Raw genomic sequence first — 22,850 nt, forward strand, 5'->3', positions numbered from 1 at the left:
CCTGCCAAAAGCGATGCGCCCTCCCCCGGAGGAATCACATCGCCTCCGCCCGGCGGCCGAAGAGGGCGCGCAGCTTGCGGCCGATGATGCCGCCCAGCATGCCGTGGCCGCCGCCGGCCTTGGGGAACCAGCCGGGATCGTCGGTCTGGAAGCGGCGGATGACATGGACGAAGGCATCGACCACGTCGGGATCGAAGTCGCGCCCGGCCCGTTCGACGATCCAGGAGATCGCGTCCTCCACCGCCCAGGCGCTGCGGTACTGGCGGCTGGTGATCAGCGCGTCGAATACGTCCGCCACCGCCATGATGCGGGCGCCGATGGGAATGGCGTTGCCCTTCAGCCCCTCCAGATAGCCAGACCCGTCATAGCGTTCATGGTGGTAGCGCGCGATTTCCGCCGCGATCGACAGCAGCGACCGCCCGCGCAGGGGCACCGCCGCCTCGGCCAGGATGCGGTGGCCGATCTCGGTGTGGCGCTGGATCATCTGCATGTCGATGCCGGTCAGTTCGCCCGGCATGCCCAGCGTCTCGTCGGACACGCTCAGCATGCCGACATCGTGCAGCAAGGCGGCGAGCCCGACCTTCTCGACGAAATCGGCGTCCAGCTCGTCACCGAACTTGCCGCGCTGGTGCAATTCGCGGGCGATGGACCCCACCAGCCTCTCGATGCGCTGCAAATGGCCGCTGGCGGCGTTGTCCTTGTATTCGGCGAGCGCCCCCATCGCCAGGACGGTGGCCTTCTGCGAGGTGTTCAGCTCCTCGATCAGCAGGGCGTTCTCGAAGGCGATGGAGCATTTGTTGCGGAACAGCTCCAGCAACTGCCATTCGCGGGCGGTGCCGTCGTTGCGGCCCTCGACATAGATCATGCCGGTGATGCCGCCGTTGGCGCGCAGGCGCAGAGCGCAGAAATCCGGCTCGATGATGGTTTCGCTGCTGGGCGACAGCCGTTCCAGCGCCGCCTCCACCCGCGGCTCGCCGAGCGCCGACACCTCCACGTCCTTCCATTTGGCGAAACGGCCGGTGGAGGCGCGCACGCGGATCTTGCGGTCGCGGGGCAGCGTGTCGCCCTGGATGCACAAAAGCGCATGGTGGCCGATGCCGAGAAGCCCGACCACGCGCGGCAGGATGTTGGGGAACAGCACGTCGGGCGTGCGCATCTCCAGGAGGCCGGTGGTGGCGACCAACATGCGGGCCAGCCCCTTGCGCCCGGCGGCCAGTGCCTGGAGGCTGGCGAAGGTGCGCAGCTGTCCGGCCACGGCGGCACGGAGCGCTCGCGGCGTCAGTTCCGCCTTCACGCGCCAGTCGCCGACGTCGTTGGCGGCGATCGCCTCGTCCTCCGCCGTCATCCCGGGATTGCCGGCACAGACAAGGATGCGGGTGCGCTGGTTGCCGAGATCGCGGCGCAGATGGGTCACCAGATCCAGCCCGGCCCGTTCGCTTTCCAGCGCGATCTCCAGCAGGATCAGGGCGGTGTCGGGATACTGCTGCAGCGCGTTGCGCGCCTCGGCGGCGGAGGCGGCGCCCAGCAGCGCGATGCCGGCGCCTTCGATGGACAGCCCGTCCAGCGCCGACCGGGATGTCGCCAGCAGCGACGGGTCGGGATCGACGACCAGGACCTTGAAGGGCGGCTTGGCGACCGGACCGGCCATCTCCGGCCGTGCATCGTCGTGGAGCATGGCATTCTCAGCGGTTGCGCGTGCGTGCTGCGCGTTCGCCAAAGTAATCCCATACGACCATTCATTCAACCGATGACGAAAGGTCGGCCGGCGATATCCATGCCTGCGACGATGTAGCCACGCCCGCGGCGCCGTGCCGTACCGCCCGACCGGAAATGTCAGCCGGAGACGTCAACCGGAGACGTCGGCCCGCGCCCTCACCCCGCGACGATGGCGGCCACCACCTCCGATGCGAGAAGGGTCGGGTTGACGGGCTTGGAGATGACGCGCGTCACGCCCAGCCTGGCGAAGGCGGCGGCGGCCAACTCGGACGGAACCTTGTCCTCGATGGCCGACAGGATGACGACCGGCATCTCCGGACGCAGGGTGCGCGCGGCCTGAATGACCTCGAACCCGTCATGATCCGGCATGATGATGTCGGTCAGGACGAGGTCGAACTTTTCCACATAGAGGATGCCGATGGCTTCCGGGGCGCTGGCACACAGGGTCAGTTCATGACCATCGCGGGTCAGGATCGCGCGGATCAGGTTGCGCGTGACCGGGTCGTCGTCCACCACCAGTAGCTTGGCCATGCCAGTCCCCGTCGCGTTCATGCCGGACGCAGGTATAGCGTGAACCTCAGGTTACGCCAGCGGCAAGTTTGTGACCCCTCATTGTCCTCAAGCGTGTCGAAGTGTCACGAGGCGTGCGCTGCCGGCTGTGAGAAACGGGCCTGTTCGGGCCTGCCGGTCTTGGAATGGTCTGTCCGTTTGGGGTAGTGTCCGCCCGCACCCCACGGACCAACAACGAGCAGACGCAAGACCGATGTTGCTTCCCAACGCCGTCCGCCGATTTGCCGGGGCCGCCTTTGCCGGTTCTGTCCTCTCCGCGCTTCTTGCCGCCGGCCTGACGGCCGCGCCGGCCGCCGCCGCCGACCCGCGCCATCTCGGCACCTTCAAGGATTGGAACGCCTTCGCGTTCGAGGAGAAGGGGCAGAAGGTCTGCTACATCTCCAGCCAGCCCAAGAAGACGGAGCCGAAGGCCAAGCGCGGCGACATCTACGCGCTGGTGACTCACCGCCCGTCGGAAAAGACCCTGGACGTCGTCAGCATCATTGTCGGCTATCCGTTCAAGAAGGGCAGCGAAGCCGAGGTCTCGGTCGACGGCAAGGAGTTCAAGCTGTTCACCGACGGCGAGACCGCCTGGGCCCGCGATGCCGAGAGCGACCGCGCGGTGACGGCGGCGCTTCGCGACGGCAGGCAGATGGTGGTGAAGGGCGTGTCCGGCCGCGGCACCAGGACCACCGACACCTACAGCCTTGCCGGCGTCGGACAGGCCTATGATGCGATCAACGAGGCCTGCGGCGTGAAGCGCTGATCGCCGCAGCGGTTTACTCGGGTTTTTTCCCTCGAGTCTTTTGACTCCGAACGCTCATGGCCCTATGTAATGGGGCCATGAGCGCCTCCAATCATGCCTCCGCCTTCGTTCTGCCGGCGACCGATGCCGACGGACGCAAGAACCTTGTCGGCCTGTCCCGCGAAGAGCTGGAAGCCGAGATGCTGGCCGTTGGCCTGGAAAAGTTCCGGGCACGCCAGCTCTGGCACTGGATCTATCACCGCGGCTCCACCGATTTCACCGAAATGACCACGCTGGCCAAGCCGGTGCGGGAAAAGCTGGCCGACGCCTACATCGTGGCGCGGCCGACGGTGGTGAAGGACCTGAAATCGGCGGACGGCACCCGCAAGTGGCTGCTGCGCATGCCCGACGGGCAGGAGGTGGAGAGCGTCCACATTCCCGAGGAGGATCGCGGCACGCTCTGCGTCTCCTCGCAGGTCGGCTGCACGCTGACCTGCCGCTTCTGCCATACGGGCACGCAGCGTCTGGTTCGCAACCTGGATTCGGCGGAGATCGTGGCGCAGGTGATGCTGGCCCGCGACATGTTGAACGAATGGCCGGCGCCGCCCGACGGGCGCATGCTGTCCAACATCGTCATGATGGGCATGGGCGAACCGCTGTTCAATTACGACAACGTCGCCAAGGCGCTGAAGATCGTGATGGACGGCGACGGCATTTCGATCTCCAAGCGGCGCATCACGCTGTCGACCTCCGGCGTCGTGCCGATGATGGAGCGCTGCGGCGAGGAGCTGAACGTCAACCTCGCGGTCAGCCTGCACGCGGTGACCGACGAACTGCGCAACCTCATCATGCCCATCAACCGCAAATACCCGCTGCGGGACCTGATGGAGGCCTGCCGCAACTATCCCGGCCTGTCCAACGCCCGGCGCATCACCTTCGAATATGTGATGCTGAAGGGCGTGAACGACACGCCGGCCGATGCGCGGGCGCTGGTGAAGCTGCTGGAAGGCATTCCGGCCAAGATCAACCTGATCCCCTTCAACGAATGGCCGGGCGCTCCCTACGAGCGGTCGACCGCGCGCGCGATCCAGGTCTTCGGCGACATCGTCAACAATGCCGGCTATGCCAGCCCCGTGCGCACCCCGCGCGGCGAGGACATCATGGCCGCCTGCGGCCAGCTGAAGAGCGCCAGCCTGCGCATGACCGCCGCCGAACGCGCCGCCATCGCCGCCGTCATCGCGGAGAAGGACGCGGCGCTGGCGTCGTGACGTTGGGTTTGCCGGGGGACGGTCCCCCGGGAATTGCGGACGGCGTCGTGCTGTGACAGGGTGTCGGCACTTCCGCCAACAGCCCCGGCCCCAGCATCGGCATGCCCGCCCCCATCGAGGACATCATCGCCAAGGCGATCAAGGACGCCGACAAGTCCTTCTTCAACGAGGATTATGCCAAGCAGGCCCACGCGGTGATCACGGCGTTGAAAAAGGCGGGGTACGAGGTGGCGCCGGTGAAGCCGCCGCCGGGGCTGGTCGAATGGGCCAAGGACAACATTCCGTTCGGCCGTCTTCGTCCGGCGGAACTGATTACGCAGATGTACTCGATGATGGTCGAGAACGTGCGCCGCTTCGACAAGTAGCGGCGGCTCAAGCTGGACAGCCTCCGACTGACCTCATTCGCTGGTATTACCACAGGACCCGAAGGCCGTTTCTTTTCAGCCACTTCCCGCGCTGCGCCAAAATCGTCACACCAGCACTTTCGGCCACCCCCCGCCGTTGACTCGGCTGCTGCGGGAGCGTAATTCATTGCGCCAACCAATAGGACGGACAGCCGTCCCAAAAGGGCACGCACCACCCAGCCGCCGCGGCAATCGTCATGTTGCGCCGCGCCCGGCCGCGAACAGAGGACGACGCAATGGCAAACGGCAGCGGTCGGCCGCTCTCCCCGCACCTTCAAGTCTACAAACTCCCGCTGAGCGCAGTCATGTCCATCACGCACCGCATCACGGGCGTCGGGCTGGCTGTGGGCACGCTTCTGCTGGTCTGGTGGCTGGTCGCCGCCGCCGCCGGTCCGGAGGCGTTTGCGCGCGCGCAGGGCTTCATCGGCTCCTTCTTCGGCCTGCTCCTGATGTTCGGCTGGTCGGCGGCGCTGTACTACCACCTGTGCAACGGCATCCGCCATCTGGTCTGGGACGCCGGCAAGTCGTTCGAGCTGACCGATGCCGACCGGAACAACAAGATCATCCTCGGCGCGACGGCGGTGCTGACCGTGCTGACCTGGATCGTCGGCCTGGCCGTGTGGTGAGGAGATAAGACATGGCGTCCAATAGCAAGACCCTCCGTTCGCCGCTGCAGGTCGCGCGCGGTCTGGGTTCCGCCAAGCATGGTACCGAACATTGGTGGTCGCAGCGTCTGACCGCGATCGCCCTGGTCCCGCTGACCGTCTGGTTCGTCTTCGGGGTCATCGGTCATCTGGGTGCCGATCACGCCGCCTTCGTCGCCTGGATGAAGTCGCCCTTCTCGGCGGTCATGATGGTCCTCACCGCCGTGGTCACCTTCCACCATGCGCAGTCCGGGCTGCAGGTGGTCATCGAAGACTATGTGCATGTCGAATGGCAGAAGATGGCGCTGATCATCGGCGTCAAGTTCCTGTCCTTCGCCCTGGCGGCCGCCTGCGTGCTGGCCGTCGTGAAGATCTTCATCGGAGCCTGACGACCATGGCGACCGCCTACAACATCATCGACCACACCTATGACGTCGTCGTCGTCGGCGCCGGCGGCGCCGGTCTGCGCGCCACCTTCGGCATGGCCGAAAAGGGCCTGAAGACCGCCTGCATCACCAAGGTGTTTCCGACCCGCTCCCACACCGTGGCGGCGCAGGGCGGCATCTCGGCCGCGCTCGGCAACATGGGCGAGGACGACTGGCGCTACCACATGTACGACACCGTGAAGGGGTCGGACTGGCTGGGCGACCAGGACGCCATCGAGTACATGTGCCGCGAGGCCATCCCGGCGATCATCGAGCTGGAGCATTACGGCGTTCCGTTCTCGCGCACGCCGGAAGGCAAGATCTACCAGCGCGCCTTCGGCGGCATGACCGCGCAGTACGGCAAGACCCAGGCCTACCGCACCTGCGCCGCCGCCGACCGCACCGGCCACGCCATCCTGCACACCCTCTACCAGCAGTCGCTGAAGCACGAGGCGGAGTTCTTCGTCGAATACTTCGCGCTCGACCTCATCATGGAGGACGGCGTCTGCAAGGGCGTGCTGGCCTGGAACCTGGACGACGGCACGCTGCACCGCTTCCGCGGCCAGCTGGTGGTGCTGGCGACCGGCGGCTACGGCCGCGCCTATTTCTCGGCGACCTCGGCCCACACCTGCACCGGCGACGGCGGCGGCATGATCCTGCGCGCCGGCCTGCCCCTGCAGGACATGGAGTTCGTGCAGTTCCACCCGACCGGCATCTACGGCTCCGGCTGCCTCATCACCGAGGGCGTGCGCGGCGAGGGCGGCTACCTGACCAACTCCAACGGCGAGCGCTTCATGGAGCGCTATGCCCCGTCGGCCAAGGACCTGGCGTCGCGCGACGTCGTGTCCCGCTCGATGACCATCGAGATCCGCGAAGGCCGCGGCGTGGGTGAGCACAAGGACCACATCCACCTGCACCTGGAGCATCTGCCGCCGGAGATCATCCACCAGCGCCTGCCCGGCATCGCCGAGACGGCCAAGATCTTCGCCGGCGTGGATGTCACCAAGGAGCCGATCCCGGTTCTGCCGACCGTCCATTACAACATGGGCGGCATCCCGACCAACGTTCACTGCGAGGTGCTGTCGCCGACCGCGGAGAACCCGGATCAGGTGGTTCCGGGCCTGATGGCCATCGGCGAGGCGGCCTGCGTGTCGGTGCACGGCGCCAACCGCCTGGGCTCCAACTCGCTGCTCGATCTGGTGGTGTTCGGCCGTGCGGCCGCCATCCGCGCCGCCGAGATCGTCCAGCCGGGCAAGGCCCCGTCGGTCAAGCCGGATGCTTGCGACAAGGCGCTGGAGCGGTTCGACCGCATCCGCAACGCCAAGGGCTCGATCAAGTCGGCCGACCTGCGGCTGGACATGCAGCGGACGATGCAGAACAACTGCGCCGTCTTCCGCACCGGCGAGGTCCTGGACGAGGGCGTGAAGAAGATCGACGCGGTCTACGCCAAGAAGGGCGAGATCGCCATCTCCGACCGCTCGCTGGTCTGGAACTCCGATCTGGTCGAGGCGCTGGAACTGGACAACCTGCTGGGCCAGGCGGTCGCCACCCTGCATTCCGCCCAGAACCGTCCGGAAAGCCGCGGCGCGCACGCGCGTGAGGACTATCCGAACCGCGACGACGAAGGTTGGATGAAGCACACCGTCATCTGGGTCGCGGACAATGGCGAGACGAAGATCGATTACCGCCCGGTCCACATGTACACCCTGACCGACGAGGTCGAGGTCTTCCCGCCCAAGGCCCGCGTGTACTAAGGCCCGCCGGATAAAGGAAATCAGCCATGGTTGAATTCAACCTGCCAGCCAACTCCAAGGTTGGCGTCGGCAAGACCGTCAACGTCGCGAACGGCGCCAAGCGGGCCAAGAGCTTCAAGATCTACCGCTGGAACCCGGACGACGGCCAGAACCCGCGCGTCGACACCTATGTGGTCGATCTCGACAAGTTCGGGCCGATGATCCTGGACGCGATCATCTACATCAAGAACCAGGTCGACAGCACCCTGACCTTCCGCCGGTCCTGCCGCGAGGGCATCTGCGGGTCGTGCGCGATGAACATCGACGGCACGAACACGCTGGCCTGCCTGAAGGCGATCGACGAGGTTCCGGGCGACGTCAAGATCTACCCGCTGCCGCACATGCCGGTGGTGAAGGATCTGGTCCCCGACCTGAAGCACATCTACGCCCAGCTCGCATCGATCAAGCCGTGGCTGCAGTCGCAGTCCCCGGCCCCGAGCCGCGAGCGGCTGCAGTCGCCGGAGGACCGCGCCAAGCTGGACGGCCTCTACGAGTGCATCCTGTGCTTCTGCTGCTCGACCTCCTGCCCCAGCTACTGGTGGAACGGCGACCGTTACCTCGGCCCGTCGATCCTGCTCCAGGCCTATCGCTGGATCGTCGACAGCCGCGACGAGATGACGGGCGAGCGCCTCGACAACCTCGAGGACCCGTTCCGCCTCTACCGCTGCCACACCATCATGAACTGCACCAAGGCATGCCCGAAGGGTCTGAACCCCGCCAAGGCCATCGCCGAGATCAAGAAGCTGATGGTCGTGCGCCGCTGATCGCGGACACGAGACTTGCGACACCGGAAAAGGCGCCCCTTCGGGGGCGCCTTTTTTGTTTGGGCGCGTCAGACGAAGTCGGGATCGGTCGGGCGCGACGGCGGCAGGTCGTTGCCGGGGGCCGGACTGTCGGTGGTGCCGGGGCCGCCGGGATCGGGCAGGTCGGGGGCATCGGTTACCGGCACGTCGACGACGGGGGCATCTTCGTGCGGGCCGGGGAACGGGCCGGCGGACAGGATGGACGGGGTGGCGCTGAGGCCGGGGGCGGTGGTCGGCATGGAATGCTTCCCCTCTGCGGGTCGTTGGCGGTTGCTTGCTCTCCCCTATCAACGGGCGAGTCCGCAATCCGCTCCATCGCACGGGACAATTGCGTGCGGACCGGTTGACCGGCGGCGGCGAGGGGGTATGCTCTTCGGAGATCACCAACGACGACGAACCACCAATGGGCGGCGCGAACCGGCGTCGCCCAGCGGGCAAACACATTTCTATCCTAGGGAAGGACCAATCATGGGCGGCATGGCAGGCCAGGCGTGGAGCTGGATCCAGGGCGAATGGGTGGAGGGCAATCCGCCGATCGTCGGACCGCTGTCCCACACGCTGTGGCTCTCTTCGACGGTCTTCGACGGCGCGCGCGCCTTCCAGGGCGTGGCCCCCGACCTGGACCTGCACTGCGCCCGCGCCATCCGTTCGGCCCAGGTGCTGGGGCTGGAGCCGATGGTCACCGCCGGCGAGATCGAGGAGCTGTGTTGGGACGGCATCCGCCGCTTCCCCAAGGACGCGGAGCTGTACATCCGCCCGATGTTCTACGCCGATGACGGCTTCGTCGCCCCGGCGCCGGAGAGCACGCGCTTCGTCCTGTCGATCTACGAGGACCCGCTGCCGCAGCCGACCGGCTTCGCGGCCTGCATCTCCACCCGCCGCCGCCCGATCCCGACCATGGCCCCGACCGAAGCCAAGGCGGCGTGCCTCTATCCCAATGCCGGGCTGGCACTGACCGAGGCGCGCAAGCGCGGCTTCCAGAACGCCATCATGCTGGACGCCATCGGCAATGTGGCGGAGTTCGCGACGTCCAACATCTTCATCGCCAAGGACGGCGTGGTGCGCACCCCGGTGCCGAACGGCTGCTTCCTGAACGGCATCACCCGCCAGCGCGTCATCGCCCTGCTGCGGGGCGACGGCGTCACGGTGGAGGAATGCACCCTGACGCCCAAGGACTTGCTGGAGGCCGACGAGGTCTTCTCCACCGGCAACCACGCCAAATGCGTGCCGGTGACCAAGGTGGAGGACCGCAGCTTCGCGGCCGGTCCGCTCTTCCAGCGGGCGCGGGCGCTCTATTGGGAATACGCGTTCCGCTGATCGAGCAGAGCAACCGCCGCCCGGCGGTGATGGGCCAGCGTGGCGGCCAAACGGGCCAGCCACGCGTCGGTCCTGCAGGTTGTGGCGGTCAGGCTGCCGCGGCGTCGGGAAGCCGCAAGGCGCGCCTCGGCCGCGAGGTCGCTGTGCAGGCGGAGCGTTGCTGCGCGCTTGACGGCGTTGGCGCGGGCGGCACCGCCGAGCAAAGCGGTACGCAACTCGGGCGTCGGCGGTCGGGCGTCATGGGTGCGGTGAAGGCTGTCCAGGCTTGCGGCGCGATCCATGGAATGGACGATAGCCCCTGCCGGGGTGGACGGTAAAGGGAAATTTTCCTAGGAAGAGTTGGGCGTGCGAGAGGCATTTGCCCCCTCCCTAACCCTCCCCCGCTGTCGCGGGAGAGGGAACTGCCGCCGCTCCGTTGGATAACTCCCGCAAGCGTCCTACCCCCTCTCCCTCGAAGAGGGGGAGGGATGGGGAGGGGGCACCCGACGCGAAAACTTACCTCACTGGCTCGCCCAGATGATCCGCGCCATCCAGGCGACGTCCGACATCGGAATGCTGCGGTCGGGGTGGGCGCGGTTGATCGACAGAAGCTCGATCTTGGTCGCCGTTTCGCGGATCAGTTGCTTGGCCATCACCTCGCCGCCCTTGGTGCGGACGACGACGCGGTCGTTGCGGCGGATCTGTGCCGCGGGGGAGACGATGATGGTGTCGCCGTCGCGATAGACCGGCTCCATGCTGTCGCCGGAAATCTCCAGCGCATAGGCGTGCGGATCGCCCAGGCTGGGGAACAGCAGTTCGTCCCAGCCGCTGCCGGCGGGGAAGCCGGCGTCGTCGAAATAGCCGGCGGAACCGGCCTGGGCATAGCCGATCACCGGAACCCGCTGCAGCGGGGTGGTGCCGGCGCCATCGCCGACCAGCGACACGAATTCCGACAGGGAAGCGCCGGTGGCGTCCAGCACCTTGGAGATGCTTTCCGTCGATGGCCAGCGCAGCTTGCCGTCGCTGGTCGTGCGCTTGCTCTTGTTGAAAGTGGTCGGGTCCAGTCCGGCGCGCCGTGCCAGCCCGGAGGCGGAGAGCCCGTGCTGTGCCGCGAGGCGGTCGATGGCCCGCCAGATGTCCGTATGTTTCAGCATGGGACGATAATCTCATAAAGCGGCGACAGCGTCCCTAGGAACTTTTTCATAAACCTGTTGACCGCGCCCGCGGGCCGGAACATAACGCAAACAGATGGCGCGGCCGCAATCCTGGCCCGGCGCCGCTCTCTTTCAAAAATCCGAAGCCGCAAGGAGACCAGCATGCTGAGTCCGGCCGCCCCCGCTTTGCCCGCCACCCGCCCGTCCCATGTCGTTCGGCTGCAGGCCGAGCCTTACCGCGCCGATGGCGAGCCCTTCGCCGGGGCGGAAGAGGCGTGGTTCTGGGCGGTGCAGGCGCAGGACGCCAAGGCGGCCGGCGCCCGCGTCGTCGCCGGGCGTGGGCTGGTCGAGCGACCCTGCGAGCCGCAGGACGTGCTGCGGGTGGTCGACCGGCTGTACCGGACGCGCAAGCTGCTGCGCGACCATCTGCATGTGCTGGTCCATTACGGCCGCCGCCAGAGCGCGCCGGCGCCCGACCGCTTCCGCGAGCAGCGCGCCCATTCCTTGTGGCAGGAGGCTTTCGAGGTCATCGCACCGGCCCTGCGCGACAAGGGCATCGCCCGATGACAGCCGCCCCGATCGCTTGGGTGGTGTACCGGGGAGAGGCGCCGCTGTGGTGGCTGCGTCTGCTGAAGCCGGGTTTCCGCCATTGCCTGGCCCTGCTGAACGACGGGCGGCGCTGGGTGGCGGTCGATCCGCTGGCGGGCTTCACCGACGTGGCGGTGCTGGACCTGCCGGCCGACTTCGACCTGCCGGGCTGGTACCGCGCCCAGGGGCTGACGGTGGACCCCGCCCCGCTGCGCCGCCCCGCCGGCCCCGCCCCCTGGGGCCCCTTCACCTGCGTCGAGGCGGTCAAGCGCCTGATCGGCCTGCGCGCCCGTTGGGTGCTGACCCCCTGGCAACTGCATCGCCACCTGACCGGAGGAACCCGCGAATGCCTGCATCCGCAGCCGTGAAACCCGCCGCAGGCAGGTCGGCAGGCAGGACGAAGGACCTGTCGGAGCCGGAAGCCCTGCTGGAGCGCTACCGCGTCGCCCGCGAGAGCCGGGCCGTCTGGGAGAGCCATTGGCAGGACTGCTACGACCATGCGCTGCCCAACGGCCGGCCCTTCCGCGGCGGCGGAACGCCGGGAGAGCGGCGCGTCGACCGGCTGTTCGACGGCACCGCCCCCGATGCGGTGGAACAGCTGGCGGCCAGCCTGCTGTCGGAGCTGACACCGCCCTGGTCGCGCTGGTTCGGCTTCCAGCCCGGTCCGGCGCTGGTGGGGGCGGAGCGCGACCGCATCGCTCCGCTGCTCGACCGTGCCGCCGGGATCGTGCAGGCGCATTTCGACCGCTCCAACTTCGCGGTGGAGGTGCATCAGGCCTTCCTCGACCTCGTCACCGTCGGCACCGCCAGCCTCTTGATGGAGGAGGCCGCACCCGGCGCCCCGTCCAGCCTGCGCTTTACCGCCGTGCCGCTGGCCGAGGCGGTGCTGGAGGAGGGGCCGGACGGCCGGCTCGACGCCACCTTCCGGCGCAGCGAGGCGACGCTGGCCCAAATCCTCCAGCGCTTCCCCGGTGCGGACCTGCCCGACGAGCTGCGCAAACAGGCGGCCGACGAACCCGACAGCCGCTTCCCTCTGGTCGAGGCGGTGCTGCCCGACGGTACGGCCTATCGCTGGGGGGTGGTGCTGGACAGCGGGCTGACCGAGCCGTCCTGGCTCGCACAGGGGCGCTTCGCCCAGTCGCCCTTCGTCAATTTCCGCTGGCTGAAGGCGCCGGGGGAAACCTATGGCCGGTCGCCGGTGATGAAGGCGCTGCCCGACATCAAGACCGCCAACAAGGTGGTGGAGCTGGTGCTGAAGAACGCCTCCATCGCCGTCACCGGCATCTGGCAGGCGGAGGATGACGGGGTGCTGAATCCCGCCACCATCCGCCTGGTGCCCGGCACCATCATCCCGAAGGCGATGGGGTCGGCCGGGCTGACGCCGTTGGCCAATCCCGGCCGGTTCGACGTGTCGCAGCTGGTGCTGGACGACCTGCGCGGGCGCATCCGTCACGCATTGCTGGTCGATCGGCTGGGTCCGGTGGAGTCGGCGCGCATGACCGCGACCGAAGTGCTGGAGCGTTCGGTGGAGATGGCCCGGCTGCTTGGCGCCACCTATGGCCGGTTGCAGGCGGAGCTGATGACGCCGCTCCTGCTGCGGGCGGTGGCAATTCTGTGCCGGCGCGGCGAGATCCCCGACATCACCGTGGATGGCCGTCTGGTGGAGTTGCAGCACCGCTCCCCGCTTGCCCAGGCACAGGCCCAGCGCGACGTCCAGGCGACCCTGCGCTGGCTGGACAGCGTCAAGGCGCTGGGGCCGGAGGCAGAGACCGCGGTGGATGCGGCGGCGACGGCCCGCTGGCTGGGCGAGGCCTTCGGCGTGCCGGCCAAGCTGATGCGGGCGGAGCCAGCGGCGGCACCGGATGCCGAGCTGTCCAATGCCGAGCTGTCCAATGGCTGAGCCGCCGATGGTCGAACGGGCCGGCTGGGATTGGCTGGAGGCGCCGCCCCTGACCGGTCCGATCCCCACAGCGGCGGCCGGGACCGATCCGGCGCCCAGCTTCGCCCGCTGCTTCGCCGGGACCGACGGCGCGCGGGTGCTGGCGGTGTTGCGGGCGATGACGCTCGACCGCGCGCTGGGACCCGACGCGCCGGAGGCGGCACTGCGCCACCTCGAAGGACAGCGCCAGCTGGTCGCCACCATCCTCGCGCTCGTCGCGCGCGGGCGGGCGGGCTGACCGGCGGCATGCCCTTCCCCCTTTCCCTATCCTGCAGGAGTTGATGATGGCCGACACTTTGCTGACCGAGACGCCCGCACCCGCCGCCGCACCCGCCGCCGATGCGGTCCCGCCGCTGCCGATCCCCGAAAAGTTCAGGGATCCCAAGACCGGCGAACTGCGCGTCGAGGCGCTGCTGAAATCCTATCTGGAGCTTGAGCGGCGGCTGTCCCAGCAGCCTTCGGCGCAGACGGCCGGCCTGGCGGCGCCCCCCGAACCGGCTGCTTTCGATCCGGCCAGCCTCGATCCGGCGCAGCTTCGTCGTCTGATGGGGGCGCCGGAGTCGGCGGAGGGTTATTGCATCGCCTGCGATCATGGCCTGTTCCAGCCGGACCCGGAGATCAACGGCCGCCTGTTCGAGGCCGGCTACACCCCGGCGCAGGCCCAGCTTCTGTACGATCTCGCGGCCGAGCGGATGGTCCCGCTGATCCAGACCGTCGCCGCCGAGTTCCAGGCGGAACGGGAGGTCGAACGGCTGGTCGCCCGCTTCGGCGGCGAGGAGCGCTGGCGCGAGGTGTCGCGGCAGCTGCTGGCCTGGGCCGGCAAGACCCTGCCGCCGGCCGCGGTCGAAGGGCTGGCGACCTCCTACGAAGGTGTCATGGCGCTCTATTCGATGATGACCGGCAGCGAGCCGTCCGCCCTGTCGATGGCGGGAGCCCGCCCCGGTGGCGGGGATGGCGAGGCGGAACTGCGCACCCTGATGCGTGATCCCCGCTATTGGCGCGACCGTGACCCGGCGCTGATCGCCCGTGTCACCGAAGGCTTCCAGCGACTCTATCCCAGCCAGGGATGAGCCGAGGGTCGGACCGGTAAGGCTCTGACCATCAATGCCGATCGCCTTTTGCCCGGCCGTTTTTCCGCTTTCGCGGGAGGAGACGGCCGGGCAAGTCCGCTTGAAACATCGCTTCCCATGATCGGTAATAATGCTGCCTGTGGGGCAAAGCGTCGCAGTCTGCAACCTTCGTATCGGTTGGACAGCTGTCTGTTGCGCATGCGAAGAAAAAATTGCATTGCGCGATTGAAATGAAGTCGCCACTTTCCACAAACGACTAACCGTCCGTTAACTTAACGGACAAGAGAGCGACGCCAGGCACGATGACGCTGCGCCGCAAGATTCGCTGGCTGACCTGGATCGGCCTGATCGGCTGCCTGATGGCGGCGATCCCGGCGCTTTACCTGCTGCGCCAGGGCATGATCGCGGAGCGGGAACAGGTCGCGGCCGCGCTGGTGGATTCGGCAGGCGGGCTTCTACGCGACCTGGACCGGTCGGCGGCGTCGGGCGCCATGTCGGCCGAGGAGGCGCGCGACCGGGCGCGGACGGCCCTGCGGGCGCTGGCCGCCAAGCCTTTCCATGTCACGATCTTCACCGACGGCATCGTCCCGCCCGGCTGGCCGCCGATGGATCGCTCCGTGACCGCCGAAGGCCGGTTCGAGCCCTGGGGCTGGGCCATCGCCGCCGCCGGCGACGTCGGCGATCTCGACCGGGCCTTCCTGGTGGAGGCGTCGGGATTCCTGCTGTTCCTGGCGGTGCTGCTGGTGCTGAGCTGGCCCGGATCGCTGTTCCTGTCCCAACATGTCGTCGGTCCGCTGGAAATGCTGTCCGACCGCATGCGCCTGCTGACGGAGGGTCGGACCGATATCGACATTCCCGGCCGCGAGCGCCGCGACGAATTCGGCGCGATGGCCCGCGCCATGGAGTTCTTCCGCCGCGCCGCCATTGCCCTGATCGAACGGGACGAGCGGCTGGCCGGCATCATGAACAATGTCAGCGAGGCGATCCTGCTGGTCGATTCCCGCGGCCGGATCGAGGAGCACAATCCCGCCGCCGTCGCCCTGCTCGGCGTTCCAGCCGAAGACCTGCGCGGGCGTCCGCTGTCGAGCCTGTTCGCCGCCCCCGATCGCGCCCGGATCGATTCGCTGCTGGCCGATATGGCTGTCGACCTTATCGGTGACGCCGAGACTGCGGCGCCGGTGCGGGAGCATGCGCTGGGGATCGAACGTCCCGGAGGCGGCGACCGCATCGACGCCTCGCTCAGCGTCTCGCCGCTGGTGGTGCGGGGGCGCCGCGGCTTCGTCTGCGCGCTGGCCGACGTGACCGACCGGCTGCGGCATGAGCGCGAGCTGATGAGGCTGGCCACCCGCGACCGGCTGACCGGACTGCCCAACCGGGCGATGATCGAATCGCTGCTGGAGACGGCGGTGGAGCGCAGCCATCGCGACCGCCGCCCCTTCGCCGTGCTGTGCCTGGACCTGTCGCGCTTCAAGCTGATCACCGACACGCTGGGCCATCAGGCCGGCGATGCGCTGTTGCAGGAGGTGGCCCGGCGGGTCGCCGCCGCCGTCCGCCCTGACGATCCCGTCGGTCGCATCGGCACCGACGATTTCGCCGTGATCGTCGAGGAGATCCGCGGTGCCCCGGAGGCTGCGGCCATCGCCGACCGAATCCTCGAGTCTTTCGACGCCCCGGTCACCTTGCCGGGCTGCGAGCATTATGTCCGCCCGGCGGTGGGCATCGCGGTCTATCCCGACGATCTGGCGGGGACGGCGGGCTGGGACGCGGCGGCGGACGTCATGGATCCGCAGGCGTTGCTGCGCGCCGCCGAAACGGCGCTCTACGCCGCCAAGCGGATGGGCGGGCGCCGCCATGCCTTCTTCCGACCCGAGCTGGCCGAACAGGCGCGGCGCCAGCTGGCGTTGGACGGCGACCTGCGCGCGGCGCTGGCGCTGAAGCAGTTCCGTCTGCACTACCAGCCCAAGGTGTCGCTGATCGACTTCTCGCTGGAGGGGTTCGAGGCGCTGCTGCGCTGGGAAAAGCCGGGGCAGGGGCAAGAGCGGGGAACGATGATCCCGCCCGGCGAGTTCATTCCCGTGGCGGAGGAGACCGGCTTCATCGTTCCGCTTGGCGACTGGGTGCTGGACGAGGCCTGCCGGCAGATGCGCGACTGGCTGGATGCGGGCATGGAGCCGGTGCCGGTCGCCGTCAACATCTCGCCCAAGCATCTGCGCAACCGCAGCGCCGAGGATTTCCGCCGCATCATCGACCGCCATGGACTGCCTCCCGGCCTGATCGAACTGGAGATCACCGAGGGCGCCGTAATGCAGGACCTCGACCATGCGCTGGGGGTGCTGGCGGCGTTGAAGGCGATGGGCATCCGGGTGGCGGTGGACGATTTCGGCACCGGCCATTCCAGCTTGAGCTATCTGAAGCGGCTGCCGATCACCACGCTGAAGATCGACCGCTCCTTCATCAACGGCGTGCCGAACGAGCGCGAGGATGCCGGCATCGTGTCCACCATCATCGCCATGGCCGACATGCTGGGCCTGCATGTGGTCGCCGAAGGGGTGGAGAAGACCGAGCAGGCCAATTTCCTGCGCCACCACAACTGCACCCAGGTCCAGGGCTGGCTGACCGGCCGTCCGGTGCCGGCGGACGCCGCCTGCGGCCTGCTGACGGAGCGGCTGCGCCAGACCGCGTAGTCAGGGGAGCGGCTGCTCTTCAGGCGCCTTCTTGCGCCGCGGACGCGGGACCGTCAATTCGACCAGGGTGACGGGGCGGAAATTCCAGACATCGACGCCGACGTCGATCTGCCGCGGCTGCGGCTTCAATTGGCCGTGGCTGTGGCCGTGCAGGTTCAACGCCTTGCGGTGCATGCCGTTCCAGGTGCGGAAGGCGTAATGGCACATCACCAGATCGATGCCGTCCAGCGTCAGTTCGGCGTAATGCCGCACGCTGGCCCAGCCCGGCAGCGCAAGCGTGGCCGCACCGTCATTGTTGCCGGCGATCAGATGCTTGGTGCCGTTCAGCCGGCCGAGCAGGTCCGCCATGGCGTCCGGCCGCATGTGCAGGGCAAAGTCGCCGAGGTGCCAGACCTCGTCATCGGGGCCGACGGTGGCGTTCCAGTTGGCCTCCATCGCCGCGTCCATCTCGGCCGTGGAGTCGAAGGGGCGGCGGAAGCGCCCGCGGGCGCCGCCATGGCCGAAATGGGTGTCGGAGGTGAAATAGACGGTCATCGACCGGTCAACGCCGCTGCGCGGCGGGCGGTTCCCTGCACCAGGGTCTCACCCGCCGCGCGCCGGTTCGAAGGCTTCAGTGCTTGTGATCGTCCGCCGCCGGATCGAGGAAGCGGTGGAGGTGGACGATGTAGTAGCGGGTGTGGGCATCGTCGATGGTCTGGCCGGTTGCGCCGCGCCATGCCTTGTAGGCGTCCTCGTAGCTCGGGAAGATGCCGACGATGTGCAGCTTCGACGGATCGACGAACTGGTCCGTGTCCGGACGCACGAGTTCGCCGCCGAACACGAGGTGGAGGAGCTGTTTGTCGGGCATGGCCTATGAGTCCTTGTAACCGGGGGTGAAGGGGAATTACGGCTGTCTTTGCGCCGGCAGGCCGGCTGATGCGTCGCATTCTCATATCCGCCGGCCGGGCGGTGCTTCAAGCCTGTTGACAGGCCATTCGACCGATGCCACCACGGGACTGCGGCGTTTCCAGGATCAGGACAAAGAATCCGTCCCTTTGCCGCAGATGACAAGCGCCAGAAATACGGCTGAACACTGCGAGGATCGAGCGATGGCAAGTGGTCATACCGCGACTCGGGAGAAACATGGGCGTGAGGTTCGGGTCTGGGACCTACCGACCCGGCTGTTTCATTGGGGGCTGGTCGCCGCGGTGGCTGTCGCGATTCTGTCAGCCGAGCTTGGTATGCTTTCCATTCATATGTTGGCGGGCGAAACAGTTCTGATACTGGTGCTGTTCCGGCTGGGCTGGGGCGTGGTGGGCAGCCAGACCGCGCGCTTTGCCGATTTCGTAAAGGGGCCGGGCGCCATCCTGGACTATCTGAAGCGGTCGCGGGCGGGTGGGGAAGCCGCCTTCACCCTGGGCCACAACCCGCTGGGCGCCCTGATGGTGGTGGCGCTGCTGCTGATCCTGCTGGTCCAGGCGACGAGCGGCCTGTTCACCAGCGACGACATCCTGGTCGACGGTCCGCTGGTGCCGATGGCCTCCGGCGCCACGGTGGCGACGCTGAGCTCGATCCACCGCCTGCTGGCCAACGGCATCTTCGTGCTGATCGGGCTGCATGTGGTGGCCGTGTTCTTCTACCTGCTGGTCAAGAAGGACAACCTGATCCGGCCGATGGTGACCGGCCGCAAGAGCTTGCCCGGCCGTGTCGCGACGTCGGAACCGCGGCGTGCCCCGGCGGCGCTGGCGCTGGCGATCCTGGCCGCTTCCGCGGGGCTGGTCTTCCTGGTGCTGCGCGCCGCCGGCTGAGCCTGCGTCTTCGCCGGGTGTTTTCCCCAAGTGGCAGCCATATGCCATTGGTTGTGTGCGACAACTCGTCGTCTATGGCCGGACGCCTGCTTGTCTAGAATGACTCCAGATTGATCCGAGCCAAACCTCAACGAACCAATGACGCCGGCCCGACTTCCGGGATCGATCGACCTTTGCCTTTTTGAAGCCGAAGGTTGTGGAGGATGTCGGCCGTGCCGGGGGACAGCCAGCCATGCACGCACAATCCGGACATCGCCCGACCGCAGCGCTGAAAGGCCTGCTGATCGGCACCGCCGCCGCCCTGGGCATCCTCGCCGCGACCGCCGGTACGGCACCGGCCGCCGATCCGCCCGCGGCTGGCGACGCCCTGATGGGCCGTGCGCGCGAAATGTTCAAGCCGCTGCCCGCCACCCTGCCGGCGATTCGCAACAATGCGGTCACGCGCGAGAAGATCGAACTCGGCAAGATGCTGTTCTTCGATCCGCGCCTGTCGGCCAGCGGCATCTTCTCGTGCAACAGCTGCCACAATCTCGGCCTCGGCGGCGTCGACGGGCTGGAGACCTCGGTCGGTCATGGCTGGCAGAAGGGTCCGCGCAACGCGCCGACCGTGCTGAACGCCGTGCTGAACGTTGCCCAGTTCTGGGACGGCCGGGCGGAAGACCTGAAGGCCCAGGCCAAGGGGCCGATCCAGGCCGGCGTGGAGATGAACAGCACGCCCGACCGCGTGATGGCCGTGCTTAACAGCATCCCCGCCTACAAGACGAAGTTCGCCGACGCCTTCCCGAACGAGAAGGATCCGGTGACCTTCGACAATGTCGCCATGGCGATCGAGGCGTTCGAAGCGACGCTGACCACCCCCGCCTCTCCCTTCGACCAGTATCTGGAGGGCAAGGCCGATGCGCTGACCGGCACGCAGAAGGCCGGGTTGGAGCTGTTCATCGACAAGGGCTGCGCCGGCTGCCACAACGGCGTCAATGTCGGCGGTCATGATTACTTCCCCTTCGGCGTGGTGACCCGTCCGGGGGCGGAGATCCTGCCGCCGGGCGACAAGGGCCGCTTCGCCGTCACCAAGACCGCCGACGACGAATATGTCTTCCGCGCGCCCACCCTGCGCAACGTCACGCTGACCGCCCCCTATTTCCATTCCGGCAAGGTGTGGGATCTGCGCCAGGCGGTGGCGGTGATGGGGTCGAGCCAGCTCGGCGCCACCCTGTCCGACCAGGAGATCGACAAGATCACCGCCTTCCTGACGACGCTGACCGGCCAGCAGCCGCGCGTCGAGTATCCGTTGCTGCCGGCCAGCACGCCGGCCACGCCGCAGCCCGTGTTCAAGTAAAGGTTCGGGCAGGGTTCCGGTAATGGAAAAGCCCTTCCCCACGCTGGTGGGGAAGGGCTTTTTTCGTCTGGCCGGCGTCCGTCGGAACTGCCGCTTATTCGGAGCGGTAGCGCTGGTGGCAGGCCTTGCAGGTGTCGGCCATGGCGCCGAACGCATTGCCCGTCGCGGCCTTGTCACCCGAGGCGGCGGCGACCTTCAGCGCCTTGGCGGCGGTCTGCGTGTCCTGCGCCTTGGCGGTGAAGTCCGGGAAGTTCGCCCAGATCACTTCCTTGGCCGCCGTCTTGCCCTTGTCGGAGCCGGGCGGGAACAGGCCGGGGATCTTGGCGGCGAAGGCGTCGATGCGGTCGGCCACCGGACCGATGGCGGCCAGATCGCCCTTGCCCACCGCGTCCTTGATCTCGCCCATCGCCTTCTTGTAGTCCTCGAACCCGGCCTTGCGGGTCTGGATGACGTCCTGAGCGAAAGCGACGCCGCCGGTCAGCATCAGCGCGGCCGAGGCCGCAAGCACTATACGGGAAAACACGGTTCTTATCCCTTCTTGAATTCAGTTCCCCACGCGAGACTTTACACACGGCTAGGCCGAAAATGTCAAGTGAAGTAGGAACGAAAGGTTTTGGACCATCATGGTATTCATTTGTATTGTAAGAAATAATGCTGCGCATGGTGAGGGTGGTATTTGGTAATTCCGCAGGCTCCATCCGAAGGGTGTCGGGAATACCGGCGAAGCCGCGCAAGGCTACCCGCCAACGATGACCCTATACGGCTTGGTCGATGCGCCGGTACGGTGCGGCCACAGGGCGGAAAATCCGCGGAACCGGGCGGTTTTCACCGGCCGACCGGCCTTGCAACCGGGGTGGAGCGGAAGTAAGGTCCCGCCTCGCGCCTTCCACCCGGAGGGGCAGGCGTCGCACGACGTCTCCGCCACACCGTCTCCATAGCCCTGAGGGGGCCCATCGCCATGTCGATCATCGCGTCCCGCCTGTCCCGCATCAAGCCGTCGCCGACCATCGCCGTGACCAACAAAGCCCGCGAGCTGAAAGCGGCCGGTCGCGACGTTATCGGCCTGGGTGCCGGCGAGCCGGATTTCGATACCCCCGACAACATCAAGGCCGCCGCCATCAAGGCGATCGAGGCCGGTGACACCAAGTATACCGCGGTGGACGGCACGCCGGCCCTGAAGAAGGCGATCTGTGCCAAGTTCGAGCGCGAGAACGGCCTGAAGTACACGCCCGACCAGATCACCGTCGGCGTCGGCGGCAAGCAGGTGCTGTACAACGCCCTGATGGCGACGCTGAACCAGGGCGACGAGGTCATCATCCCGGCCCCCTACTGGGTCAGCTATCCGGACATGGTGGAACTGGCGGAAGGCACGCCGGTCTTCGTCTCCTGCCCGGCCGAGCAGGGCTTCAAGCTGCAGCCCGCCGACCTGGAGAAGGCGATCACGCCGAAGACCAAGTGGCTGATCCTGAACTCGCCGTCGAACCCGTCGGGCGCCGCCTACACCCGCGCCGAGATGAAGGCGCTGACCGACGTGCTGGTCCGCCACCCGCATGTCTGGGTGATGACCGACGACATGTACGAACACCTGCTGTATGACGGCCTGGAGTTCGTCACCCCGGCCCAGGTCGAACCGTCGCTGTACGACCGCACCCTGACCGTCAACGGCGTGTCGAAGTCCTACGCGATGACCGGCTGGCGCATCGGCTATGCCGGCGGCCCGAAGGATCTCATCAAGGCCATCGGCGTGATCCAGAGCCAGTCGACCTCCAACCCGACCTCCATCGCCCAGGCCGCCGCCGTCGAGGCGCTGAACGGTCCGCAGGACTTCATCAAGGAGCGTGGCGAGGCTTTCCGCCAGCGTCGCGACCTGGTGGTGTCCATGCTGAACCAGGCCACCGGCATCAGCTGCCCGAAGCCGGAAGGCGCCTTCTACGTCTATCCGTCCTGCGCCGGCACCATCGGCAAGACGACCCCGGACGGCAAGGTGATCGAGACCGACGAGGATTTCGTCACCTACCTGCTGGAGTCGGAAGGCGTCGCGGTCGTCCAGGGGTCTGCCTTCGGCCTCGCCCCGCACTTCCGCATCTCCTACGCGACCTCGACGGAAGCGCTGGAAGAGGCGTGCAAGCGCATCCAGCGCGCCTGCGGCAACCTGCGCTGATCGCGCCGCCGCGTTGACTGAGTAAGAGAAGGGCCGGCGCCGCGAGGGTGCCGGCCCTTTTCGTTTTTATGGGCGGAAATCAGGGCTACCCTTACCGTCATGCCGCTGGGTGCGGTTGCGGCGTGCTTAGCCTAAAGAGAAGCTGCAATGCTCAGTTCTTCGCTCTATGTGGGAAAGGGCAATCCTGCTGCGTCGAAGAATGGGAAGGAACGGAATGGCTCTGGTCCCCTGCGCTGCGTGCGGGCACAAGATTTCCGCTGAAGCGCCGACTTGTCCATCCTGCGGGCACCCCGGTGCAAGTGCACCTGGGGGTGGGCGTGACGGAATGGCACGGATCGCCGGTACGGTCGCCGGCACCTACATCTCGGCGCAGATGCTCGCCAGCATCATTGTCGGTTCGGTCGCCATCCTCAGCTTTGCCGGCATCATGATCGCCTTGATTTTGAGGGGTTGAGCGTGCCGAAGGGCTGGGATCTGACCTTCCGGCG

Annotated in this window: 26 protein-coding genes; 18 read left to right on the forward strand and 8 right to left on the reverse strand. The window is 67.4% G+C overall.

Features of this window, described 5'->3' with window-relative positions:
- Positions 1-34 precede the first annotated feature (34 nt).
- Both FZ983_RS12690 and FZ983_RS12695 read right to left on the reverse strand, forming a co-directional pair.
- Complete coding sequence (locus FZ983_RS12690; protein WP_149223896.1) at positions 35-1,675, reverse strand: DUF3369 domain-containing protein; 1,641 nt, start codon at positions 1,673-1,675, stop codon at positions 35-37.
- Between the two features lie 197 nt (positions 1,676-1,872).
- Positions 1,873-2,247 (reverse strand): response regulator, encoded by a 375-nt coding sequence (locus tag FZ983_RS12695; protein ID WP_149223897.1) that lies wholly within the window; start codon positions 2,245-2,247, stop codon positions 1,873-1,875.
- Positions 2,248-2,479: 232 nt separating this feature from the next.
- Between FZ983_RS12695 and FZ983_RS12700 the strand changes: the two genes are divergently transcribed.
- From FZ983_RS12700 to FZ983_RS12730, 7 genes are all read left to right on the forward strand, one after another.
- Positions 2,480-3,031, forward strand: a complete 552-nt coding sequence (locus FZ983_RS12700; protein ID WP_149223898.1) for an invasion associated locus B family protein — start codon at positions 2,480-2,482, stop codon at positions 3,029-3,031.
- A gap of 77 nt (positions 3,032-3,108) precedes the next feature.
- Complete coding sequence (rlmN, locus tag FZ983_RS12705) at positions 3,109-4,278, forward strand: 23S rRNA (adenine(2503)-C(2))-methyltransferase RlmN (RefSeq protein ID WP_149223899.1); 1,170 nt, start codon at positions 3,109-3,111, stop codon at positions 4,276-4,278.
- Positions 4,279-4,379: 101 nt separating this feature from the next.
- Positions 4,380-4,643 carry a hypothetical protein gene (locus FZ983_RS12710; protein WP_149223900.1) on the forward strand — a complete coding sequence of 88 codons (264 nt, stop codon included), beginning with the start codon at positions 4,380-4,382 and terminating at the stop codon, positions 4,641-4,643.
- A 275-nt stretch (positions 4,644-4,918) separates the two neighbouring features.
- Positions 4,919-5,308, forward strand: coding sequence for a succinate dehydrogenase, cytochrome b556 subunit (sdhC, locus tag FZ983_RS12715; RefSeq protein ID WP_149223901.1), 390 nt, complete (start codon positions 4,919-4,921; stop codon positions 5,306-5,308).
- Positions 5,309-5,319: 11 nt separating this feature from the next.
- Entirely contained in the window at positions 5,320-5,715 is a 396-nt protein-coding gene (sdhD, locus tag FZ983_RS12720; protein ID WP_111067317.1) for a succinate dehydrogenase, hydrophobic membrane anchor protein, read from the forward strand.
- 5 nt (positions 5,716-5,720) lie between these two features.
- Entirely contained in the window at positions 5,721-7,505 is a 1,785-nt protein-coding gene (sdhA, locus tag FZ983_RS12725) for a succinate dehydrogenase flavoprotein subunit (protein ID WP_149223902.1), read from the forward strand.
- A gap of 26 nt (positions 7,506-7,531) precedes the next feature.
- Positions 7,532-8,308 (forward strand): succinate dehydrogenase iron-sulfur subunit, encoded by a 777-nt coding sequence (locus tag FZ983_RS12730; RefSeq protein WP_014248975.1) that lies wholly within the window; start codon positions 7,532-7,534, stop codon positions 8,306-8,308.
- Between the two features lie 68 nt (positions 8,309-8,376).
- On the opposite strand, the gene FZ983_RS12735 is transcribed toward FZ983_RS12730, so the two are convergent.
- Complete coding sequence (locus tag FZ983_RS12735) at positions 8,377-8,586, reverse strand: hypothetical protein (RefSeq protein WP_149223903.1); 210 nt, start codon at positions 8,584-8,586, stop codon at positions 8,377-8,379.
- Positions 8,587-8,815: 229 nt separating this feature from the next.
- Between FZ983_RS12735 and FZ983_RS12740 the strand changes: the two genes are divergently transcribed.
- The gene (locus FZ983_RS12740; RefSeq protein ID WP_149223904.1) at positions 8,816-9,664 is read left to right on the forward strand and encodes a branched-chain amino acid aminotransferase; all 849 of its coding nucleotides are present in this window, start codon (positions 8,816-8,818) and stop codon (positions 9,662-9,664) included.
- Here FZ983_RS12740 and FZ983_RS12745 read toward each other — a convergent pair.
- Positions 9,640-9,945, reverse strand: a complete 306-nt coding sequence (locus tag FZ983_RS12745; protein ID WP_149223905.1) for a hypothetical protein — start codon at positions 9,943-9,945, stop codon at positions 9,640-9,642. The two genes, FZ983_RS12740 and FZ983_RS12745, sit on opposite strands and share 25 nt — an antisense overlap.
- A 219-nt stretch (positions 9,946-10,164) precedes the next feature.
- The gene (locus FZ983_RS12750; RefSeq protein WP_149223906.1) at positions 10,165-10,797 is read right to left on the reverse strand and encodes a helix-turn-helix transcriptional regulator; all 633 of its coding nucleotides are present in this window, start codon (positions 10,795-10,797) and stop codon (positions 10,165-10,167) included.
- Positions 10,798-10,959: 162 nt separating this feature from the next.
- Between FZ983_RS12750 and FZ983_RS12755 the strand changes: the two genes are divergently transcribed.
- From FZ983_RS12755 to FZ983_RS12780, 6 genes are all read left to right on the forward strand, one after another.
- A complete protein-coding gene (locus FZ983_RS12755; protein WP_149223907.1) occupies positions 10,960-11,364 on the forward strand; it encodes a hypothetical protein in 405 nt (134 codons plus the stop codon).
- Positions 11,361-11,753 carry a hypothetical protein gene (locus FZ983_RS12760; protein ID WP_149223908.1) on the forward strand — a complete coding sequence of 131 codons (393 nt, stop codon included), beginning with the start codon at positions 11,361-11,363 and terminating at the stop codon, positions 11,751-11,753. Before FZ983_RS12755 ends, FZ983_RS12760 begins: the two co-directional genes overlap by 4 nt.
- Entirely contained in the window at positions 11,732-13,285 is a 1,554-nt protein-coding gene (locus tag FZ983_RS12765; RefSeq protein ID WP_247883731.1) for a portal protein, read from the forward strand. Before FZ983_RS12760 ends, FZ983_RS12765 begins: the two co-directional genes overlap by 22 nt.
- Positions 13,278-13,562 (forward strand): hypothetical protein, encoded by a 285-nt coding sequence (locus FZ983_RS12770; protein WP_149223909.1) that lies wholly within the window; start codon positions 13,278-13,280, stop codon positions 13,560-13,562. Before FZ983_RS12765 ends, FZ983_RS12770 begins: the two co-directional genes overlap by 8 nt.
- Before the next feature lie 46 nt (positions 13,563-13,608).
- The gene (locus FZ983_RS12775; protein ID WP_149223910.1) at positions 13,609-14,394 is read left to right on the forward strand and encodes a hypothetical protein; all 786 of its coding nucleotides are present in this window, start codon (positions 13,609-13,611) and stop codon (positions 14,392-14,394) included.
- Between the two features lie 302 nt (positions 14,395-14,696).
- Positions 14,697-17,078 (forward strand): GGDEF domain-containing phosphodiesterase, encoded by a 2,382-nt coding sequence (locus tag FZ983_RS12780; protein ID WP_149223911.1) that lies wholly within the window; start codon positions 14,697-14,699, stop codon positions 17,076-17,078.
- Here FZ983_RS12780 and FZ983_RS12785 read toward each other — a convergent pair whose 3' ends face one another.
- Positions 17,079-17,612: a metallophosphoesterase family protein gene (locus tag FZ983_RS12785; protein WP_149223912.1), complete on the reverse strand. Its 534-nt coding sequence runs from the start codon at positions 17,610-17,612 to the stop codon at positions 17,079-17,081.
- A 76-nt stretch (positions 17,613-17,688) separates the two neighbouring features.
- Positions 17,689-17,925, reverse strand: coding sequence for a DUF4170 domain-containing protein (locus tag FZ983_RS12790; RefSeq protein ID WP_085090438.1), 237 nt, complete (start codon positions 17,923-17,925; stop codon positions 17,689-17,691).
- Positions 17,926-18,166: 241 nt separating this feature from the next.
- Between FZ983_RS12790 and FZ983_RS12795 the strand changes: the two genes are divergently transcribed.
- Together FZ983_RS12795 and FZ983_RS12800 are read left to right on the forward strand one after the other, a co-directional pair.
- A complete protein-coding gene (locus tag FZ983_RS12795; protein WP_149223913.1) occupies positions 18,167-18,865 on the forward strand; it encodes a cytochrome b/b6 domain-containing protein in 699 nt (232 codons plus the stop codon).
- Positions 18,866-19,097: 232 nt separating this feature from the next.
- Entirely contained in the window at positions 19,098-20,201 is a 1,104-nt protein-coding gene (locus tag FZ983_RS12800) for a cytochrome-c peroxidase (protein ID WP_149223914.1), read from the forward strand.
- Positions 20,202-20,295: 94 nt separating this feature from the next.
- Here the strand turns inward: FZ983_RS12800 and FZ983_RS12805 are convergent, their stop codons facing one another.
- A complete protein-coding gene (locus tag FZ983_RS12805) occupies positions 20,296-20,724 on the reverse strand; it encodes a cytochrome c (protein ID WP_149223915.1) in 429 nt (142 codons plus the stop codon).
- A 435-nt stretch (positions 20,725-21,159) separates the two neighbouring features.
- Here FZ983_RS12805 and FZ983_RS12810 point away from each other — a divergent pair, with 435 nt between their 5' ends.
- The gene (locus tag FZ983_RS12810) at positions 21,160-22,362 is read left to right on the forward strand and encodes an aspartate transaminase (protein WP_149223916.1); all 1,203 of its coding nucleotides are present in this window, start codon (positions 21,160-21,162) and stop codon (positions 22,360-22,362) included.
- A gap of 325 nt (positions 22,363-22,687) precedes the next feature.
- Entirely contained in the window at positions 22,688-22,816 is a 129-nt protein-coding gene (locus tag FZ983_RS35035; protein WP_282186996.1) for a hypothetical protein, read from the forward strand.
- The last annotated feature ends 34 nt before the right edge of the window (positions 22,817-22,850 follow it).

This window comes from Azospirillum sp. B21 (assembly GCF_008364825.1).
Taxonomy (GTDB): domain Bacteria; phylum Pseudomonadota; class Alphaproteobacteria; order Azospirillales; family Azospirillaceae; genus Azospirillum.

Excerpts from the sequence above, each read along its gene's own strand:
- FZ983_RS12730 (WP_014248975.1), top strand. The coding sequence starts at position 7,532 with ATGGTTGAATTCAACCTGCCAGCCAACTCCAAGGTTGGCGTCGGCAAG.
- FZ983_RS35035 (WP_282186996.1), top strand. The coding sequence starts at position 22,688 with ATGGCACGGATCGCCGGTACGGTCGCCGGCACCTACATCTCGGCGCAG.
- sdhA (WP_149223902.1), top strand. The coding sequence starts at position 5,721 with ATGGCGACCGCCTACAACATCATCGACCACACCTATGACGTCGTCGTC.
- FZ983_RS12810 (WP_149223916.1), top strand. The coding sequence starts at position 21,160 with ATGTCGATCATCGCGTCCCGCCTGTCCCGCATCAAGCCGTCGCCGACC.
- FZ983_RS12695 (WP_149223897.1), bottom strand. The coding sequence starts at position 2,247 with ATGGCCAAGCTACTGGTGGTGGACGACGACCCGGTCACGCGCAACCTG.
- sdhD (WP_111067317.1), top strand. The coding sequence starts at position 5,320 with ATGGCGTCCAATAGCAAGACCCTCCGTTCGCCGCTGCAGGTCGCGCGC.
- FZ983_RS12700 (WP_149223898.1), top strand. The coding sequence starts at position 2,480 with ATGTTGCTTCCCAACGCCGTCCGCCGATTTGCCGGGGCCGCCTTTGCC.
- FZ983_RS12795 (WP_149223913.1), top strand. The coding sequence starts at position 18,167 with ATGGCAAGTGGTCATACCGCGACTCGGGAGAAACATGGGCGTGAGGTT.
- FZ983_RS12780 (WP_149223911.1), top strand. The coding sequence starts at position 14,697 with ATGACGCTGCGCCGCAAGATTCGCTGGCTGACCTGGATCGGCCTGATC.
- FZ983_RS12745 (WP_149223905.1), bottom strand. The coding sequence starts at position 9,945 with ATGGATCGCGCCGCAAGCCTGGACAGCCTTCACCGCACCCATGACGCC.
- FZ983_RS12755 (WP_149223907.1), top strand. The coding sequence starts at position 10,960 with ATGCTGAGTCCGGCCGCCCCCGCTTTGCCCGCCACCCGCCCGTCCCAT.
- FZ983_RS12740 (WP_149223904.1), top strand. The coding sequence starts at position 8,816 with ATGGGCGGCATGGCAGGCCAGGCGTGGAGCTGGATCCAGGGCGAATGG.
- rlmN (WP_149223899.1), top strand. The coding sequence starts at position 3,109 with ATGAGCGCCTCCAATCATGCCTCCGCCTTCGTTCTGCCGGCGACCGAT.
- FZ983_RS12735 (WP_149223903.1), bottom strand. The coding sequence starts at position 8,586 with ATGCCGACCACCGCCCCCGGCCTCAGCGCCACCCCGTCCATCCTGTCC.
- FZ983_RS12690 (WP_149223896.1), bottom strand. The coding sequence starts at position 1,675 with ATGCTCCACGACGATGCACGGCCGGAGATGGCCGGTCCGGTCGCCAAG.
- FZ983_RS12775 (WP_149223910.1), top strand. The coding sequence starts at position 13,609 with ATGGCCGACACTTTGCTGACCGAGACGCCCGCACCCGCCGCCGCACCC.
- FZ983_RS12800 (WP_149223914.1), top strand. The coding sequence starts at position 19,098 with ATGCACGCACAATCCGGACATCGCCCGACCGCAGCGCTGAAAGGCCTG.
- FZ983_RS12770 (WP_149223909.1), top strand. The coding sequence starts at position 13,278 with ATGGCTGAGCCGCCGATGGTCGAACGGGCCGGCTGGGATTGGCTGGAG.
- FZ983_RS12765 (WP_247883731.1), top strand. The coding sequence starts at position 11,732 with ATGCCTGCATCCGCAGCCGTGAAACCCGCCGCAGGCAGGTCGGCAGGC.
- FZ983_RS12785 (WP_149223912.1), bottom strand. The coding sequence starts at position 17,612 with ATGACCGTCTATTTCACCTCCGACACCCATTTCGGCCATGGCGGCGCC.
- FZ983_RS12710 (WP_149223900.1), top strand. The coding sequence starts at position 4,380 with ATGCCCGCCCCCATCGAGGACATCATCGCCAAGGCGATCAAGGACGCC.
- FZ983_RS12790 (WP_085090438.1), bottom strand. The coding sequence starts at position 17,925 with ATGCCCGACAAACAGCTCCTCCACCTCGTGTTCGGCGGCGAACTCGTG.
- FZ983_RS12760 (WP_149223908.1), top strand. The coding sequence starts at position 11,361 with ATGACAGCCGCCCCGATCGCTTGGGTGGTGTACCGGGGAGAGGCGCCG.
- FZ983_RS12750 (WP_149223906.1), bottom strand. The coding sequence starts at position 10,797 with ATGCTGAAACATACGGACATCTGGCGGGCCATCGACCGCCTCGCGGCA.
- sdhC (WP_149223901.1), top strand. The coding sequence starts at position 4,919 with ATGGCAAACGGCAGCGGTCGGCCGCTCTCCCCGCACCTTCAAGTCTAC.